Below are 16,428 nucleotides of genomic sequence, written 5' to 3' on the forward strand. Positions count from 1 at the left end.
CGAAAATGATTTATAGACTGGGCTTGAAAATACACTGGAAAACGGAATAGGCGGAATGGTGCTGGACAAGTGTCAGCGATGGTAAGCACCTTCCGCCTGCGTAGTGGCAATTCATGTACACTCATGCTCAACCTATATCTTTATTTTTTCGTTTTCTTATACGCTTCCTCATACTCAGCAGTAATCCGTGATCCACCGGAGTTTTTCCAGTTTTCTACGGCTGCTTTAAATCCGGCTTCGTCAAGCTCACCCATAATAAATTTGAAGGAGGCGTCGGTAATGATTTTCTCCAGCTCTGTTCCTTGCTCATTAGCGGTGACTGAATCCAGTGGCACGGTCGGGTCCAGAACAGCAAATTCATTATTTTCTCGGACTAATTCATTAGCCAGTTCCTTTTCTGGATTGGCATCTTTTAAGTTATAAGTCACTTCACTTGGTCTGGAGCTTGAAAATGGCTGAACATCTGCTTGCCACAAATCTGTATTCGTAATTTTGAAGGCTCCATCTTTTTCGATTTTATAATGAGTGCCTTCAATACCACCGGTCATATACATATATACATCTTTGTCAATTAAATCATCTACAAATTGCAGCAGTCTCTTCAACTCAGCTTCTGTTTTTACTTCGGATTTCGGAAATGCCAGCAAACCTCCTACCCCGCTTCCCTCAGACCATACGTGGTATTTGCCATCTCCATTCGAAATCTTGTTAACTGGTACCAGCTTCAGCCCCTTTTGCAGGCCTTGGGACAAGGTTCTGAGGTTAGAGATATCGATCATGCCTGTATAAATACCTGCTTTACCTTGTGCAAATTGTTGCTGCTGGTCCGTTTTAGCGGTTACAGCAAAGTCTTTAGAGAGATATCCGTTTTTGTATAACTTATTCGAATACTTTAAGGTCTCCAAATATTGGGGAGTATCAAATTCCGGCGTAAACTTTCCGCTTTCATCTACTTTCCAGCCATTAGGTGTGCCAAAGTAGGAACTTAAAGTTTTGAAGCTGCTGTAGCGTAGATCCGATCTGTCTACAAATCCAGTCGTATCCTTTTTTCCATTCCCATCCGGATCATCTTCTGTAAACGCTCTCGCAACTTCATACAACTCATCCAATGTCGTCGGCACCTTCAATCCTAAGCGATCCAGCCAATCCTGACGAATGACCAGACCCGCCCGCGCCAGATTCTTCTGGAACGGAACGCCATACAGTACCCCTTCAATGGATGCGGCTTCTCGCACTTCAGGCGGGATCTTCTTCAAATTTTCATAATCATCCAAATACTTCCCTACATCCCAGAATAGTCCTGATTTCAATGAACTACGCACTGAAGAGTTAGTCATCATCGTCAGCGTCACCATATCAGCCAGTTCACCAGAAGCCAGTGCGGTGGTAATTCTCTCTTCTTTGGAAGCATCCGGCACCCAGTTGAACGTGATTTTAGAATTGGTGTATTCTTCAATTTTGCTTTTGATCGTTTCTGTAGGCGGAGAAGCTGTATGCAATACGTTTAACCAGGTAAATTCCAGTTTGGATTTCGGATCATAGGTTTGGCCGCTTTGATCCTCTCCCCCCTTATCACCACAAGCTGCTAAAAAAATACTCATGACCATTAGTACAGCAAGAAGGCCTGATACTCCCCTTTTCGTCGTGATTCCCTTTTTCATCGTGTTTGCTCCTTTTCTGTTTGTATATTCATGCCATATCTTCCTCTTTCACCAGAACCTCTCGCTCTATTTTGCTGAATACCTGATGCGTCATCCACATCACAAGATAGCCCATAATACTTGCTCCGGCAAAAGTTAGAATTCCTGGGTACAAGCCTAGAATCAATACAAATAGCACGACAATGGCTACAAAAAGAACAAGCGTGTATTGTAAATACGAAAATCCAATCACGATCGACATCTTGACCTTCAGTCTGATGCCTCTCCAATCATAGTGAGCCAGCAGCGGGAAAATATAGGCCAAAGAGATAAGATACAAAAAGGCTCCAATAAGCGTCACCACACGAACATACCAGGACGAGACGTTGACGATATCCACGTAGAGCACGTAACCCACAAGGCTGTAAAGCCCGCCAATGATTGCTGCTTCTTTAAAGCTTTCTCTAAAGTAACGTACAAACGTCGCGAAAATAGCGACTTCCTCATTGCCCCGAATCCACTGTCTTAAAATACTAAGCATAGCAACGGTTGCAGGTCCAACGCCTATAAAACCCAAGCCCAGAATCGTCGCAACCGTCCAAAGCAAATTAAGGTAGACCAGGCGTAGCAGGCGCATGCACCATTTGTTCATGTTTTCTACAAACCGCACCATTTTGCATCCTTCCCGTCGTCATTAGTAAACGCCGTCTTCACCAAATTTCTTGGCCAGTCGATTGGAGCCCATAATCAGGATTAAACCTACCACACCTTTAAAAAGCCCTACCGTTGTACTAAAACTTAATTGTCCATTCTTTAAGCCCGCAGTATAAATGTAAGTGTCAAAGATTTCGGCAACTTCGCGGTTTAAGGAGTTCAATAGCAGATACATATGCTCAAAGCCCAAATCCAACGTGCTACCGATCTTCAAAATTAACAATGTAATAATGACTGGGCGGATCGCAGGCAAGGTAACGTGCCATGTCTTTCTCAGGCGTCCAGCTCCGTCCATCTCTGCTGCCTCATACAATTGCGTATCTACCACTGTAATCGCAGATAGATAAATGATGGTAGACCAGCCCAGTTCCTTCCAAATCACTTGCCCGATGTAGACTGTTCGCAGCCATTGCGGAGAAGTTAAGAAACTGATCTTCTCACCACCTAGCGCGGCAATCATTTCATTCAGCACCCCACCGTCTACGGTTAGGAATACATAAGAAATCGAAACAATGATAACCCATGACATAAAGTGCGGGATGTAGATAATGGTTTGGATAATGTTCTTAAAGAACATCTTCCTGACTTCGTTCAGCATAAGCGCCAAAATGATGGGCAATGGAAAAAAGATTACAATGTTCAATGCAAACAAAACCAGCGTATTGCGAAGCAGCATAAAAAACGTAGGCTCGGTAAACAAACGAATAAAATGCTTCATGCCTACCCATGGACTGCCTGTGATTCCCTGAAAAGCTTGATAATCCTGAAATGCAATCACCAATCCCCCCATAGGAAAGTACTTAAAAATAATGAAGTATACCAGTCCGGGTAAAACCATTAGATAGAGCAGCTTGTGTTTCTGCATTCGTAAAAGGCTTTCCGTCGTTCTTTTGTTCTTTTTCATTTTCATGTTTGGTGCGGGGACACTTGAAACTTTCATTAGTTCGACCTCCTTCAAACGTTCCTGTATACGTTTTCAAGAGTATGCGATTTTCAGCATTCCGCATATAATCACCAAATGATAGCGTTTACAAAATTGGGTGTGCAGCCTACTTTTCAACCTTTCACCTTAGCTAATGATTACTACACAACCTAATGATCATTCGCCTTTTTCCAGGCTTAGGGAACACCTCAAGATTTGATTATATACGGAATTCTTTCCTCTTGATAAGGTTGCCATGTAAACGATTACGAGGAGGTCAACCACATTGACACAGCCATTACGAAAACAAAAATTACGAAAAAAAGAATCGCTGGGCAGCCGTATCTTCAACATTGTAAACAGTACACTATTGATTCTCATTGCCCTCACTTGTCTCTTACCTTTTTTGAATATCATCGCCAGCTCTTTTGCCTCAACCAAAGAAGTGATAGCCAAGAAGTTCATTTTATTCCCAGTTACTTTTTCCTTGGATGCCTACCGCTATATTCTGTCGACTCCCACCATTTTTAGAGGTCTCGGGGTTTCGGTCGGCGTAACGATCGTCGGTACAGTTGTAAGTATGATATTTACTGCTTTTATGGCTTATGGATTATCCCGAAGATATCTACTCGGCCGCAATACGATTAACTTCATTGTCGTGTTTTCTATGTTGTTTAGTGGGGGGATGATTCCAACATTCCTGGTTGTAAAAAGCATGGGGCTTATCAATTCGTATTGGTCCTTGATTCTTCCTGTGGCCATTAATGCGTTTAACCTGATTATCATGCGTAACTTCTTTCAGGCGCTGCCAGATGATCTGGAGGAATCAGCCAAGATGGACGGGTGCAACGATTTTGGTATCTTCTTTAAAATTATGTTGCCATTAGCCCTGCCTTCTATTGCAACCATCTCTCTATTCTACGCTGTTGCCTACTGGAATACGTATATGCACGCCATTCTCTATATCAATGATTCTGCCAAATGGCCGATTCAAGTCTTGCTACGTCAAATTGTAATCGTTTCCAGTGGTATGCAGGCAGAAGGAACTGCTGTAGATGTCATTCCGCCTGCGCAGACGATTAAGATGGCGGTCATTGTCATTGCGACCGTTCCGATGTTAATCGTGTATCCATTTGTGCAAAAGCACTTTGTCAAAGGAGCTTTGTTAGGAGCGGTTAAAGGTTAATTGGCTTGCTTCATCTTTCGGTAAGCTCCCGGTGTAACTTGTTCCTTTTTCCGAAAAGAGCGGATAAAGTTTTGCGAATTATGATATTGCAGTCGCTCGGCGATTTCTTTAATCGTCATATCTGTCTCAACGAGCCACTTCTTACCCATTTGCAGCCGGTAGCCCATCAGATATTCACTAAACGTCGTTCCGTATTCTTTTTTGAAAATACTGCTTAAATAATTCGGATTGTAATGAAGTCGGTCTCCAATGAGTTCTAATGATAATTCCTGGTCATATTCAGCACGGATAATAGCAGCAATTTTCTCCGAGAGACAGCGGAATTGCTGGTTGGTCTTCTCCTTCATGCTTTTTACCATGGGGAAAATAACTTGCTCTATCAGCATACGTTCTATCTCTTCCGGATTACGGATGTCCAGCAAACGATGATACAAGGCATGATTGTCTTGCGTCAGCAGCACTTCAATCCCTAATAGCTGCTCCAATTGGATGAGGTTATTCACAAACCGTACCAACAGCACCTCAAAGTTCATGGAATGATTGTTTTTTATCATCATTTCCTCTAATAATGAGTGCACGGTATGATATACCTGCTCTTCGTCCCCTATTCGGATGGCATCAAATAGTTTTGATTCCAATTCCGTAGGATAATGGAGCAGCACCGGACCTGAAATGACCATGGAAATATCTTCATAAAAAATAATCGACTCTTTGCCTAAATTTAAACGGTGATGCAAAGCTTGCTTGCTCATCTCACAGGCTTCTTTACTTTCTAATAAGTTATCATACGCCGTACTAATGCCGATGCTGATGGAAACATTTAAATACTCTTTTACGTTTCGAACCAAAAGGGTCGCATCATCCAAGACTTGCTTTCTCATTTCCTGTTCGCTCAACCCTGTCAAAATTAATATGGTGGCCTGAGTGTTATCGTTCAAAATGATGGGAAGCATTCGCTGCTGCTCTGGAATCGTTTCTTCTACGATTTTGTTAATAGCCAGCAGCAAAACATCTTTATCCGAGGGATCTCGATCTCCCAGATTATCCAGTTGGACTAACAAGGTAATATACATTTGATTCTCGATCTGCGGATAACCCAAGCGTGGCATTTTTCGTGCCAATTCCTCTGCAGAAATACGTTTGCGGAACAGGTTGAGAATCAATTGGGTTTCCAACTGTGGCATTTCGGACTGAATGAGACTTTCCAAGCTTTCCTTCTCGGTTACAATGTTATCGATGGAATTAATAATCCATTCAATTTCATTTTTAGAAGGTTCATTTTTGAAAGCGAAATTAGGATTTTTAGGCAAGCTTCGTTTTATTTGCTGAAATGGCTTTGTAAAGTAAATGGCAATGAAGTACGCCACTACCACCATTAAGAGCGTTAATACAAGTCCCATCATGATGATCCCAAATTTGGTCGTTTGAAAGGCATCCGCAATTTCTTTTTTATCTAATACTGTTAAGTAAGTCCAATTGTTATAGGCAGATTTGGCGTAAATGACTTGTCGTGCAGGCTGCTGATCCGTTTTCTCCAAAGTTAGCATACCTGTGTTGCTCGGCTTCACTGTGGCTTCTGAAATATGCTGGAGCTGCTGGGTGGACAATAATTGTTCGGCAGGCTGGGTTTCATACATTAAATCGCCTTGATTATTCAAGATAAAAACAGCCATATGATCCTCGGTTTGAATCGTATGATTTAATGTTTGCAGCGAAATATCCGACAGAGCAATGGCTTGCTTCTTCTTAGAGAATACAGGCAAGGTATTAACAAAACGAATCCCTTTATCTGTTTTAACCCAGAATAGTCCCTGATTCTGATGGTCGATATAGGTATTAACCAGCTTCTCCCTTTCTTCTTTCGTCAAATAAGACAGGCTTCCATTGGAGATTCTCCAATTCTGATCCAGACTGATGAGTGAATATTCCGTTCCCTCTAATCCCATTGTAGCAATATAATTGAGCTGAGTATTCACATTCCGATACGCTATAAAATCTTTTTCTGTAATGGGATTTTTCACAACATCATTAAAGGAACTGGTCGTGCTATACGTATTAAAAGCATATTCAATCGTTTGAATTTTCTGCTCCAGGCTATTTCTGATCTGTGCCATATAGCTTTGCTTGGTATTGGAAACCCTCTCCACAACGGAGCTAATTGTTGTAAAATAGATGTAGCTTCCAAAACTGGCCACAAATCCTATTCCTAAAACCAGAATCGTAATAAAAATGGTGTAGAACATTCTTCCTTTTTTCATTGCGCTCCCCCTCTGGCTCTTTGCATCACATCAAAATTATAGCGCTTTCATAACAAGGTTTAAATCATTTTTTTCACGTGTGCATTATTTTTTACATCCGTATCATTCCAATTTAAGTCGATTTTGTTTGGTTGGCGGCAGTTAAAAAGAAATTTGGAGGAATTACTTATGTTACATGTTGTTAGTCCTAAAGAACCGATTGTAAAAGAAGAATTTCCGTCAGAAACTTCCTTTCTCTCCCTCTATCCCCTAGCAGTTGGTGAAGCTCGTCCTTTTATATTGGTATTACCTGGCGGTGGTTACGAGCATTTGGCCTCACATGAAGGAGAGCCTATAGCTCGGTGGTTAAACGATCTAGGTATTCATGCGGGTGTGCTGGAGTATCAAGTCGGTGATTTCGAGATTACTTCCTTGTTGGAGGATGTAGAACATGCTCTGCAATGGATTCGCCAAACATCGCATGACTGGCTGGTCATCCCTGACCAAGTGGGGCTCATCGGTTTTTCAGCAGGCGGTCACTTGGCCTCCATTGTCTCCACTATAGGGACGGTAAAGCCAGATCTTCTGTTGTTGGGATACCCTGTAATTTCATTTTATGAGCCTTATACACATATCGGAAGCCGTACGCATTTTTTAGGGGAACAGCCGACGCTGGAACAGCTTCAAGCCTTTTCATCCGATCGGCAAGTGACTTCAAAGACACCTCCAACTTTGATGTGGACTACAGCCAATGATGGCGCTGTACCGGTAGAAAATAGTCTGTTGTTCGCTTTTTCATTATCCAGGGAACGTATTCCGTTTGAACTGCATGTATTTGAGGAAGGACGACACGGCTTGGGACTGTCAGAAGACAACCATGAATGCCATCAATGGCTCAATCTGGCGGAAACTTGGCTTCAAAAACATGGATATGCTCGGGCGAGACAACAGATGACAACTCGACTGTTTATCGCCGGGGACTCCACTGCAGCTCAAAAAGGGGCTACCGAAAAACCGATGACAGGCTGGGGTGAATACTTGCAAAGCTATTTGGCACCGTCTGTTCATGTGGACAATCGTGCTGTCAATGGGCGAAGCACCAAATCTTTTATAGCAGAAGGCCGATTAGCTGATATTGAAAAAGATATTCTAGCTGGAGACTATCTGTTTATTCAATTTGGACACAACGATGAGAAAAAAGAAGACCCCACTCGCTATACCGATCCTGATGGAGATTATCGTCAAAACTTAATTCATTACATTCAGTCCGCTAGAGAGCGTGGTGGAATTCCAGTGCTATTGACCTCTGTAAGCCGCCGCCGATTCACCGCAAACGGTGAACCTGATCCGCTGGCTGTAGGAGCCTATCCCGCTGCCATGAGACAAGTAGCCGCGGAAACCAAAACACCCCTGCTCGATATTTTTGAAGCTTCTCAGCAGCTTTATCGTTCCATGGGTGAAAAAGAGTCCCAGCAGCTATTTATGTATTTGCCTGAAAAAGCGCACCCTAATTACCCCGCTGGTATAACGGATAATACCCATTTTTCTGACAAAGGAGCCAAACAGGTCGCCCAGCTTATAGCGGAAGCCATTCGTCAGTGTGCGGAACTGTCTGCATTAAAACAGCGTATGGTAGAAAGGAATCTAGACAGCGATGAGAGACTTGCACATCAACTTGTCAACTGATATCAAGAACTAGAAAGAATACAAATACGAAAAACGGGCTTGGAGCTAATCACTCTGACGTCCGTTTTTTATTCCGTGTGGATCAAAGACTATACAGCCAGGAGAATAGTTCAAAAATACAGTACAATAAAATGAATTTCTTTAATTGTTATATTTTAATTATTTTGTATCTTATAGGACTTTAGAATCGTTTTTTGTATTATTTTGACAACATTTGTCGAATAAAGCGAAATCAATAATTTTACATGGTATATTTTAGGAGCTCATATCATACATCAGGAGGAATTTTTTATGAATACTAAGAAAATCTTATTAACAACAGCAATGTCTTTGGGGCTAATTGGTAGTATCATCGTCCCTAGTGCGTCCGCAGCAGTAGGTCCTTCGCCAGTAATTACGCCTGTTGTAGAAGTTAACGGAGTATATTACAGAACGGCTACATTGCCACGAAATTATTCCTATGCGCTGTCAAATTACCCGGGCGATACTTATAAAGTGGCGAGCGGAAATGTCACAGTCTCCTCTTCCGGCGTGGTAACAACCACCACTGCAACGAGCGCAAGAGTAGAAATTTACGGCGGTAACGGTAAATTGAGAATGGTGTATACCGTCAAGGTAAACTAAGGTTGGAATAAGCGTTCCTGGGAGTACGGAGTCAACGATCATTATCAAAATGGTGATTTGATAGCGAGTTTTTTAAGCACTGTCCGTTTATTGGGACAGTGCTTCTTTATGGGGCGAGTAGAACTCATACTGCTATTTTATCAGTAGAACTCTATATTAATTTTCATTGAACTCTATTTAACGACCTCTTGAGAAGTTTTATTTAAATGATCCTCAAAACTGCTCGAACGTCCTCTTTTCTAAACTTTCGTGAGATCAATAAAGATACCCAAAAAAATCCAAGTCCCCCTCGCTCCAATCGATCTTTCCTACTTTTTTAATCATTATTCCATCAATTTCCTCAAAGCCTATTCCATTTGTAATCATTTTTTCATTATCAATTTTTAACCATTTAATTTTGTTCTTTACAGGCTTATATCCATTTCTTAAATACAAGTTCATATTATCTGCACATAAAAGTATAAAATCAATATTTCCTGTAACGGATAATTTTTCAATTTCTAAAAGCAGCGCTGAAGCTATTCCCTGTGATCGAACATTTTTTGAAACACACAAATCAATTAAACCCAGTACTCTTATGGATTCTCCGTTTAGATTCATTATCCTATAATCTAATCCAACATGACCTATAAGTTGATATTCATGGTTAAAAGCTAGAAATCTAAAATGAGGAAGTTGCTTGAAATAAATTCTATCCTTAGGGTAGATTTCTGAAAAACTGTCGATTAATAATGTTTGTATACTGGCTGCTAACTCTTCACTTATGTCATGTTCAAAAACTTGATCTATTTTCAAAATACCACTCCATCCTTGAACCCGCATTAGCACTAGCTTAATAAAGAGGCTTTGGCAAATTCAATTTAACATCATAAAAAAGCATCCTCGATGAACCAGCGGTGGAGTACGAGCCTTATCCGAAACAAGGTCTGTCTCAATGAATACCGTGGGCAGTTCAAAATTTCCTTTTCCCTCTAGGAAAAACAAAAAAACCCTTGCTACGCAAGGGTTTTTGAGGAAATGGGCCCTGAGGGACTCGAACCCCCGACCAATCGGTTATGAGCCGACCGCTCTAACCAACTGAGCTAAGGGCCCTCAAAAAAACATGTATATTCACGTCACATATTCATAACAGCAACGTTAATTAATATACAACATTTTCTTGTGTTTCGTCAATAGTCTTTCGAAAATTTTCTTTTTAAAAATTATTTTTGTGGACTTACGGAATAAATCGGACACCATAACGACCTTTGCGCGAGCGGTACACCTCCACTGCGCGGGGATCATTGTAGCCATACATCCAGCCGTCGTGCTCCAACCTTTTTGCCAGACATCCTGCCTGAAATTTAGTCGTGTACAGTCTGCCATAGTAAATCCAATACATCCGAGCTCCCTCTTTTCACATGATGGTAGGAGTTAGTGTAACCGGATCGAATTCGATTTACACGGCCTGGGCCATAACAATCTACAATGGTTAGCAAAGAGTACGAATCGCTCTAATCATTAGACCTATTGGCCTCTATAGCTCATCTTATTTACCAAAGGAAGCGGGGTCCTGGCGCCAGGAACGCAGCAGTTCCATCTCTTCTTCCTGAATGGTTCCTTCACGCAAGGCAACGTTCATCAGGGCTGTATAATTGGACAAGCTTTGCAGCTCCACACCCGCTTCTTCAAAGGCTTGAGTCGCTTTGTCTAGCTGGTAGCTGAAAATGGCCAGTACCGCTAATGGCTGAGCGCCTGCTTGTGCTACGGCCTGTGCTGCTTTAATGGAGCTGCCTCCTGTAGAAATAAGATCCTCGATAACCATAACCTTCTGACCTGCACTAATACGGCCTTCGATTTGGTTTTCTTTCCCATGTCCTTTGGCTTTGTCCCTTACATAGGCCATTGGCAGATTTAGCTTTTGCGCCACCCAGGCTGCATGAGGAATCCCTGCTGTAGCTGTCCCTGCAATGACTTCAGTTTCGGGGTATTGCTCACGAATAAGGGCAGCAAATGAGTCTGCGATCAGCTCGCGCACCTCCGGGTAGGACATGGTCAGGCGATTGTCACAGTAAATTGGCGATTTAATGCCGGATGTCCATGTAAAAGGCTGTTGTGGGCGCAATGCCACCGCCTGAATACGTAACAGATGGGATGCAATTTGCTCAGGTATACTATTGAATGTGGTCATACTTGTATCATCTCCTCAATAATGTGTTCCGCTGCGGCGCGTGGGTCTGCTGCTGCGGTGATAGGACGTCCAACGACAATGTAGCTGCTGCCTTGTGCAATGGCTTGGCCAGGTGTAAGCACACGCGACTGATCGCCTGTAGCACTACCTGCCGGGCGTATGCCAGGAGTTATCGTCTTAAAGTCTGATCCACATACAGCACGAATGGCAGGTACTTCCAAAGGTGAAGCTACCACACCATCCAGTCCCGCCTCACGGGTCAGTTGTGCGTAACGAACCACTGCATCCTGTACCGTACCAGGAATACCTAATTCCTTATTCATGGTCGTCTGATCCGTGCTGGTCAGCTGTGTGACTGCAATAATGAGCGGCATGGAAAGCGAGCTGTCTGCGGAAATAGCTGCTTCTGCACCAGCTTTAGCGGCTGACATCATATTAACGCCCCCAGCAGCATGTACGTTGAACATATCTACACCTAAGCGGGTAATGCTCTCTGCCCCTCCCCGCACCGTGTTAGGGATATCATGCATTTTCAAATCCAGAAATACGGAGTATCCTCTGGACTTTAGTTGTTCTACAAAAGCTGGCCCTGCACTATAAAACAGTTGCATACCTACTTTTATATAACAAGGAATCCCTTCTAGCTGCCGAATTAACTGCTCAGCCTGTTGTGCATTGGGATAATCTAACGCAACCATCAGCCGTCCTGCCATCTGCTGAAATGCTCCATTCACCGTTCTCCATCCCCTTTTTACGTCAATTCGGGTGCATTTGCCCGTGATAAAGGACATCCGTCAGCCGAAGCTGATGAATGTCCTTCCCTGTGCTACTTATTTCCTCACATCTATTCGTAACGCATTATTTGCTCAGGACCGGCATGGATTCGGATGTGAAATTGATCGTTTCCAGCATTCTTAGCAAAGCGCGTACTGTATCCAGTGAGGTCATGCAGACAATGCCATTCTCAACTGCTTCGCGGCGGATACGGAATCCATCACGCTCTGGCGTTTTGCCTTTGGTCAACGTATTGAAGACAAAGTTGGCTTCACCCGTGCGAATCATATCCAGGATGTTCGGATTACCTTCGCTCAGTTTGTTGATCGTGTTCACTGGAATATTGGCCTGCTTCATAGCAGCCGCCGTTCCACCTGTTGCAATAATTTTATAACCCAGTCTGTAAAAGCCCTGCATCAACTCGACAGCTTCTTCTTTGTCCTTATCTGCCACTGTAATGATGATCGCCCCAGTGGATGGAATTTTCATACCAGCTCCCACAAGTCCTTTGTACAGTGCTTTGGCATACTGAATATCACGTCCCATAACTTCACCTGTCGATTTCATTTCCGGGCCCAGCGTCGGCTCTACACGACGCAGTTTGGCAAAGGAGAATACCGGAACCTTAACCGAGACATAATTACTTTCAGGCCATAGGCCTTCTGAATAACCTGCATCTTTAAGCTTACCGCCCAAAATAGCCTGTGTAGCCAGATTCGCCATTGGGATATTTGTTACTTTACTCAAGAAAGGAACTGTCCGCGAGGAGCGAGGATTAACCTCGATCACGTACACCTCGTCTTGATGAATAACAAACTGGATATTTACCAGACCGATCGTTTTCAATTCCTTAGCGATGCTGATTGTAATTTCCACAATTTTTTGTTTCAACTCGGCAGACAAGTGCTGTGGTGGATACACCGCGATAGAGTCACCTGAGTGAACCCCGGCCCGTTCTACATGCTCCATAATGCCTGGTACCAATACTGTCTCGCCGTCGCAGATGGCGTCAACCTCAACTTCTTTACCCAACATATAACGGTCGATGAGCACCGGGTGCTCTGGATTGATTTTAACCGCTTCTTCCATGTACCGCAGCAATTCCGTATCTGAGTACACGATTTCCATAGCGCGTCCGCCCAGAACGTAGGATGGACGTACCAGAACCGGATAGCCCAGCGCCTGTGCGGTTCCTACTGCTTCATCAACTGATGTGACCGTGTTGCCTTTAGGCTGTGCGATAGCCAGACGAGACAAAAGTTGCTCAAACTTCTTCCGGTCTTCCGCTTCATCGATACTTTCCAGACTCGTACCCAAAATATTCACGCCTGCCGCACTCAGTGGAGATGCGAGATTAATGGCCGTTTGACCCCCGAACTGGACGATAACCCCAATCGGTTTTTCCTGCTCGATAACATTCATTACATCTTCGAAGAAGAGCGGTTCAAAGTAGAGGCGGTCGGATGTGTTAAAGTCCGTAGATACCGTCTCCGGGTTGTTATTGATAATCACTGCTTCGTAGCCCGCTTTTTGAATAGCCCATACCGCATGTACGGTGGAGTAATCAAATTCAATCCCTTGCCCGATCCGAATCGGTCCGGAACCGAGTACGATAACTTTCTCTTTGCTAGATGGAATCACTTCATTTTCCACCTCGTAAGAGGAGTAGTAGTACGGAGTTGTGGCTTCAAACTCGGCTGCGCACGTATCTACCATTTTGTAGACCGGACGCAGGTTTTGAGCTAGACGGAATTCACGTACCTCACGCTCGGTTGTCATACTGTCGTTTTGGCCCATACTGCGAATCTCAGCGATAGAGCGGTCGGTAAAACCTTTACGTTTAGCCTGGTAGAGTGTTTCGTAGGTCAGCTTGGACTCTCCAGCGATGATGGTTTCGAACTTGACGATTCCCTCTACCTTATCGAGGAACCACCAGTCAATTTTTGTCAAATCTTGAATCTCCTGCTGCTGCCAGCCGCGACGGAACGCCTCGGCTACCAAGAACAAACGCTCATCATCTGCTTTAATCAAGCGATCCTTGAGCACGTCATCAGACAGCTGATCGGCTCCCTTAAGATGCAGACGGTGTACACCGATTTCCAAAGACCGTACCGCTTTCTGGATGGACTCTTCGAATGTGCGTCCGATGGCCATGACTTCACCCGTTGCTTTCATTTGCGTGCCCAGCTTGCGGTTGGCAGAAATGAATTTGTCAAATGGCCAGCGTGGTATTTTGCTCACGATGTAATCCAGTGTTGGCTCAAAGCAAGCATACGTTTGTCCCGTTACCGGATTCACAATTTCATCCAACGTGTAGCCGAGTGCAATTTTAGCAGCCATTTTAGCAATCGGATATCCGGTTGCCTTGGAGGCCAGTGCCGAGGAGCGGCTTACGCGTGGGTTTACTTCAATGACATAGTATTGATAACTGTGCGGATCAAGCGCAAACTGTACATTACAACCGCCTTCGATATTGAGGGCGCGGATAATTTTCAGAGAAGCAGAGCGCAGCATCTGGTATTCGCGATCTGACAGCGTCTGACTCGGAGCTACGACGATACTGTCGCCAGTATGCACGCCGACTGGATCAAAGTTCTCCATATTACAGACAACGATGCAGTTATCATTGCCGTCACGCATGACCTCATACTCGACTTCCTTCATGCCTGCAATACTTTTTTCCACCAAACATTGTCCGATTGGACTGTATCTCAAGCCAGAGCTGACGGTTTCACGCAGTTCTTCTTCTGTGGAGCAGATACCGCCACCTGTTCCCCCTAGCGTATAAGCCGGGCGAACGATAATTGGATAACCGATTTCGTTAGCAAATTCTAAAGATTCTTCCAAGGTTGTTACAATGACACTCTCTGGTACAGGTTGTTCCAACTCGCGCATCAAATCACGGAACAGATCACGATCTTCGGCTTTTTCTATCGAATTCAGTTGAGTTCCCAGTAGCTTAACGTTTTCACGCTCCAGCACTCCGGCGCGAGCCAGTTCCACTGCCATATTCAGACCTGTCTGTCCTCCCAGCGTAGGAAGCAGACCATCTGGACGCTCTTGACGGATAATCTGTGTTACAAAATCAAGTGTAATCGGCTCGATGTATACTTTGTCTGCCATGTTGGTGTCTGTCATGATGGTTGCCGGATTACTGTTGATCAGTACTACCTCGACGCCTTCTTCTTTGAGCGCTTGGCAAGCTTGTGTACCAGCGTAATCAAATTCTGCTGCCTGACCAATGACGATAGGACCGGAACCGATCACGAGTATTTTTTTAAGTTCTGTATTTTTCGGCATATTAGCGCTCTCCTCTCACTGCGGCGGCGATAGCAGCCTGACGCGGTTGCTTTGGATGATTTCTTTTGTGCTCACGGATCATGTCCAGAAAGCGATCAAACAGATAGCCATTATCGTAAGGTCCTGGTGCAGCCTCTGGATGATATTGCACCGAAAACGCGGGATACTTGGTATGTTTTAGACCTTCAATCGTTTTATCGTTGTTATTAATATGTGTCACTTCAAGCTCAGTCCCTTGGATCGAATCCTCATTCACCGTGTAGCCGTGATTTTGTGATGTGATAAAGCAGCGTCCGCTCTCCAGTTCTTTCACCGGATGGTTACCACCGCGATGTCCGAATTTCAGCTTTTCCGTATCCGCTCCCGAAGCTAAAGCGAACAACTGGTGTCCCAAGCAAATTCCGAAAATCGGATATTCCCCTAACAATTCAGCTACCGTACGAACGGCATAGGGTACGTCTTTTGGATCTCCAGGGCCGTTAGACAGCTGGATACCGTCTGGGTCCAAGCGACGAATTTCCTCAGCCGTCGTATCATGTGGAACGACAACTACATCGCAGTCCCGTTTATTCAGTTCGCGCAATATGCCGCTTTTTGCACCGTAGTCAATCAATACGATCCGCTCTCCGTTGCCAGGACTGCTGTACGGATGAGGTGTGGAAGTCATAGGAACCTGATTGCGCAGTTCTTCAATGGTCAAGTCAGACATCATTTCTTTCAGTTCTTCCAGCGGCTGGGAACCAGTCGTCAAAATGCCCTTCATCGTACCGTGATGGCGAATAATCCGGGTAAGCATGCGGGTGTCGATGTCGCTAATGCCAATGATGCCATATTCCTTCAGCAAATCGCCCACGCTGTATTGAGCACGCCAGTTACTTGGCGCTGGCTCGTAATGTCTAACAGCAAAGCCATGGACATAAGGCCGTACCGATTCAAAGTCATCACGAGTAATTCCATAGTTGCCAATCAGCGGGTAAGTCATCGTTACGATTTGTCCGCAGTAAGAGGGATCAGTAAGCACCTCTTGATAGCCTGTAATCCCTGTGTTGAAAACGACCTCGCCTGTTTTATCACCTTCCGCACCAAATGATGTGCCTGTAAACAGCGTGCCGTCCTGAAGTAACAATCTTGCCTGCATCCCGTCTCACTCCTCTATATTGTTTCCTGCTATAAGG

Annotated in this window: 13 protein-coding genes and 1 tRNA gene; 3 read left to right on the plus strand and 11 right to left on the minus strand. The window is 44.2% G+C overall.

The window, feature by feature from the left end; translation table 11 throughout:
- Positions 1-140 precede the first annotated feature (140 nt).
- From NSS94_RS15745 to NSS94_RS15755, 3 genes are read right to left on the minus strand one after another with little or no spacing between them, the layout of a single operon-like run.
- Positions 141-1,661 (minus strand): extracellular solute-binding protein, encoded by a 1,521-nt coding sequence (locus NSS94_RS15745; protein ID WP_340885889.1) that lies wholly within the window; start codon positions 1,659-1,661, stop codon positions 141-143.
- A 28-nt stretch (positions 1,662-1,689) separates the two neighbouring features.
- Positions 1,690-2,313 (minus strand): YesL family protein, encoded by a 624-nt coding sequence (locus NSS94_RS15750; RefSeq protein ID WP_340885891.1) that lies wholly within the window; start codon positions 2,311-2,313, stop codon positions 1,690-1,692.
- Positions 2,314-2,334: 21 nt separating this feature from the next.
- A complete protein-coding gene (locus NSS94_RS15755) occupies positions 2,335-3,294 on the minus strand; it encodes an ABC transporter permease (RefSeq protein ID WP_023989418.1) in 960 nt (319 codons plus the stop codon).
- 268 nt (positions 3,295-3,562) lie between these two features.
- Between NSS94_RS15755 and NSS94_RS15760 the strand changes: the two genes are divergently transcribed.
- On the plus strand, positions 3,563-4,462 hold the full coding sequence (locus tag NSS94_RS15760; RefSeq protein WP_341039628.1) for a carbohydrate ABC transporter permease: 900 nt from the start codon (positions 3,563-3,565) through the stop codon (positions 4,460-4,462).
- On the opposite strand, the gene NSS94_RS15765 is transcribed toward NSS94_RS15760, so the two are convergent.
- Positions 4,459-6,720 (minus strand): helix-turn-helix domain-containing protein, encoded by a 2,262-nt coding sequence (locus tag NSS94_RS15765; protein WP_341039629.1) that lies wholly within the window; start codon positions 6,718-6,720, stop codon positions 4,459-4,461. The genes NSS94_RS15760 and NSS94_RS15765 overlap by 4 nt on opposite strands.
- A 168-nt stretch (positions 6,721-6,888) precedes the next feature.
- Here NSS94_RS15765 and NSS94_RS15770 point away from each other — a divergent pair, with 168 nt between their 5' ends.
- Positions 6,889-8,385, plus strand: a complete 1,497-nt coding sequence (locus tag NSS94_RS15770; RefSeq protein ID WP_341039630.1) for a GDSL-type esterase/lipase family protein — start codon at positions 6,889-6,891, stop codon at positions 8,383-8,385.
- Positions 8,386-8,676: 291 nt separating this feature from the next.
- Complete coding sequence (locus NSS94_RS15775) at positions 8,677-9,009, plus strand: hypothetical protein (protein WP_069010293.1); 333 nt, start codon at positions 8,677-8,679, stop codon at positions 9,007-9,009.
- 255 nt (positions 9,010-9,264) lie between these two features.
- Here NSS94_RS15775 and NSS94_RS15780 read toward each other — a convergent pair whose 3' ends face one another.
- The 7 genes from NSS94_RS15780 to carA form a co-directional block, all read right to left on the minus strand.
- Positions 9,265-9,831, minus strand: coding sequence for a GNAT family N-acetyltransferase (locus tag NSS94_RS15780; protein ID WP_341039631.1), 567 nt, complete (start codon positions 9,829-9,831; stop codon positions 9,265-9,267).
- 196 nt (positions 9,832-10,027) lie between these two features.
- Positions 10,028-10,101: transfer RNA gene (locus NSS94_RS15785), tRNA-Ile, on the minus strand.
- Between the two features lie 124 nt (positions 10,102-10,225).
- Positions 10,226-10,390, minus strand: a complete 165-nt coding sequence (locus NSS94_RS15790) for a hypothetical protein (protein ID WP_014282411.1) — start codon at positions 10,388-10,390, stop codon at positions 10,226-10,228.
- Positions 10,391-10,537: 147 nt separating this feature from the next.
- The gene (gene pyrE, locus NSS94_RS15795; protein WP_013311063.1) at positions 10,538-11,179 is read right to left on the minus strand and encodes an orotate phosphoribosyltransferase; all 642 of its coding nucleotides are present in this window, start codon (positions 11,177-11,179) and stop codon (positions 10,538-10,540) included.
- Complete coding sequence (gene pyrF, locus NSS94_RS15800) at positions 11,176-11,970, minus strand: orotidine-5'-phosphate decarboxylase (RefSeq protein WP_080658631.1); 795 nt, start codon at positions 11,968-11,970, stop codon at positions 11,176-11,178. The genes pyrE and pyrF overlap by 4 nt, the downstream gene beginning before the upstream one ends.
- 67 nt (positions 11,971-12,037) lie before the next feature.
- The gene (gene carB / locus NSS94_RS15805; protein WP_341039632.1) at positions 12,038-15,253 is read right to left on the minus strand and encodes a carbamoyl-phosphate synthase large subunit; all 3,216 of its coding nucleotides are present in this window, start codon (positions 15,251-15,253) and stop codon (positions 12,038-12,040) included.
- Position 15,254: 1 nt separating this feature from the next.
- On the minus strand, positions 15,255-16,391 hold the full coding sequence (gene carA, locus NSS94_RS15810) for a glutamine-hydrolyzing carbamoyl-phosphate synthase small subunit (RefSeq protein WP_069010289.1): 1,137 nt from the start codon (positions 16,389-16,391) through the stop codon (positions 15,255-15,257).
- Positions 16,392-16,428: the final 37 nt, after the last annotated feature.

The sequence above is a fragment of the Paenibacillus sp. FSL L8-0644 genome (assembly GCF_038008165.1).
GTDB classification, from domain to species: domain Bacteria; phylum Bacillota; class Bacilli; order Paenibacillales; family Paenibacillaceae; genus Paenibacillus; species Paenibacillus polymyxa_D.